The following is a 2506-nucleotide window of genomic DNA, read 5'->3' as shown; positions in this document are numbered from 1 at the left end:
TTTAAGGAGCTTTTTAATTGTAATTAAATTGTATCTTATATACCGTGACAATTTTAAACTTTGTTACTTTAGAAACGTGCTAAGCTGTTGGTGATATAAGTTAAGCAAATTTTTAGCAACGGGAGAAGTCGTTAGCGACATGAAGCGAAGTGACCACGCAGTAGATTAAGTCAATCGAATTTTTTTATAGAATATAAATTTTATTTTTAAATAGACTATTTAGTTTTTATTAAATTGTGTATAAAAATAATAAATATTAGTAAGAATCAAAATAAAAGAGGTTTTAAAGGAAGTGTAAATAATGATAAATAACTTAATTAAACTATTTTATTCTGAAGTAGTAAAAACAAAAATGAAAAATATGCCAAATAAAGAATATGAACTTAGAAATGGGTTTAAGCAATTTAAAAATATAACATTAAAAATAGATAGCTTATTTTTAAATGGATTAAAAATAATTTTAGCATTATTTATTTTATACTTAGCTTTTCACGTGAAAACTTTATTAGGGATCGGAGTTTTACTAGTGGAATTAACTTATATAGTATATAAAATAAATTATGAAAAACAAGTTAAAGCTGCTATCGAAAACGTAAAGAATAATATTGAAATTTCAGCTGACAATTTTATAAATGAGGATAGTAAAAGAGGAATAAACTTGCTAATAACCCTTCTTGTAATTAGTTTACTTACAGGATTTAATTATTTTATTGGAATAAGTTTTATAATAGTATTTGTATGTACTGTTAGAAATTTATATATGGGATTTAAACAATAGTATATGTAATTTTAATTTGAAAAGTTTAAATGAATAGATACTAATAAGAGTATATTATAAAATATGCTCTTTTTTATTTTATTATAAATTATAATTAAAAAAAATTAGTGAAATAATCAAATATATTAAATTTGTATTTGAATTAAAGAGTAATGAAGTTGAATTTAAAAATTTAATTTGAAGACAACTATTATAACAATATATAAAGGTATTAAGGATAGTAGTTATAGATTTGAATAATATATAGTCTCCTTTATTTTCAAAAAAAGCAAAACTGTAATTTGACTATATAATTGTAAAATAATATGTTACAATTATACTTTAGGATAGTGGAAATTTGTAGAAGGAGAAGGTGTATTTATGAACAACACTAATATGAAGATGAAGAACTTAGTAGAAATATCATCAATGGTTGCAGAATCTACTAATTTTTTTGAAATAAAAGATAATATAATAGAAAAAATGCTTGAAGTTGTTTATCCAAGAAAAGCTTGCGTAAATTTATTTTACAATAATGATTATAACCATGCATATTTAGTATGTTCTAATACATTAGAATACATAAAAGAAACTTTTGTAGGTGACGAAATTAGAGGGGTAAAATTTAATTTTTATGAGGATTACCCCAAATATATACATGAAGCAGTAGAAGAAAAAAAGATAATCTATGTAAAAAATATTTTTGAAGATGAAAGATCTGAAGCAGAAATAGAACTTGCAAGAGAAGAGGGTTATATTGGCCGAATTGTATTTCCTTTAATTTATAATAAGCAAGTACTAGGTTTTATGACATGTTTTTTATGTGAAGGTGATTATTTAAATGATGAGGACATAGATTTTGTCGCTTCAATAGCATCCTTAATAGCATTATCAATCGAAATAACGGAAAAAAACAGACAGAAAAATTTTGTAATAGATAAACTTAGAAATGCATTAGAACTAATAAGTGACGCTACTAAGAGGTTATATTTAAATAAAAATATAGAAGAGTTTTTAGTTCACTTAAGTGATATTGCAAAAAAAACAACAAATAGTAAAGATGCAGTTATTTTAATTGATAATGATAACTCTAAAAATAAGGTATTTAGGTCTTACTGTAAATTAGATGAAAGAGATGAAAATATTCAAAAAATAATTCAATATCTTTTAGATAAAAAGGTAAATGGTCTGTATGTTAATGAAAAGGAATTAGTTGAAGATATAGATATGATAGGTGGTAGTTATATTTTTTATAAATTAACTAATGAAAATGAACCTATGGGGGTTATATTATGTCAGGATGGTAACAAATACACAGATGATGATTTAAATATCTTAAGTATCTTATCTAAACAAGTTATAATAGCTATGCAGCTTTATGGATATAATGAACAAAACCTTAAGCATAAACTTATTGCAAAAGAATTAAATATATTAAATAAACAGCAGAAACTTATAATGGATGAAAGTAGAATGGATTGTAATAATGAAAAAGAATTACAATTTTACCATAAACCAGCTACAGTTGTAGGAGGAGATTTTTATTATGCTCATAGAATTGATAAAAATAAAGTAGCATATATAATTGCTGATGTTATGGGGCATGGGATAGTAGCAAACTATATGGTAGCAATGATAAAAGGGACTTTTAAAACATTATGTTATCAATTTAAAACACCTGGTGAAATTGCAACTCATTTAAATAAAATATTATATGATGAATTTGATAAAATGGGTGTATTTGCTACG

The 2506-nt window shown here is 23.7% G+C and carries 2 protein-coding genes; both read left to right on the top strand.

From position 1 onward, the window contains the following. The first annotated feature begins 301 nt into the window (after positions 1-301). On the top strand, positions 302-778 hold the full coding sequence (locus J7G74_RS11310; RefSeq protein ID WP_297135374.1) for a hypothetical protein: 477 nt from the start codon (positions 302-304) through the stop codon (positions 776-778). Positions 779-1138: 360 nt separating this feature from the next. Continuing rightward, positions 1139-2506, top strand: a 1368-nt coding sequence (locus J7G74_RS11305; protein WP_297135372.1) for a GAF domain-containing protein, incomplete at its 3' end; no start/stop codon positions are given.

This window comes from Terrisporobacter sp. (assembly GCF_017888745.1).
GTDB lineage: Bacteria > Bacillota > Clostridia > Peptostreptococcales > Peptostreptococcaceae > Terrisporobacter.
This window is presented reverse-complemented; position numbering and strand designations above follow the sequence as displayed.

What these genes read in the sequence shown, in the direction of transcription:
- J7G74_RS11310 (WP_297135374.1), top strand. Translation starts at nt 302, where the DNA reads ATGATAAATAACTTAATTAAACTATTTTATTCTGAAGTAGTAAAAACA.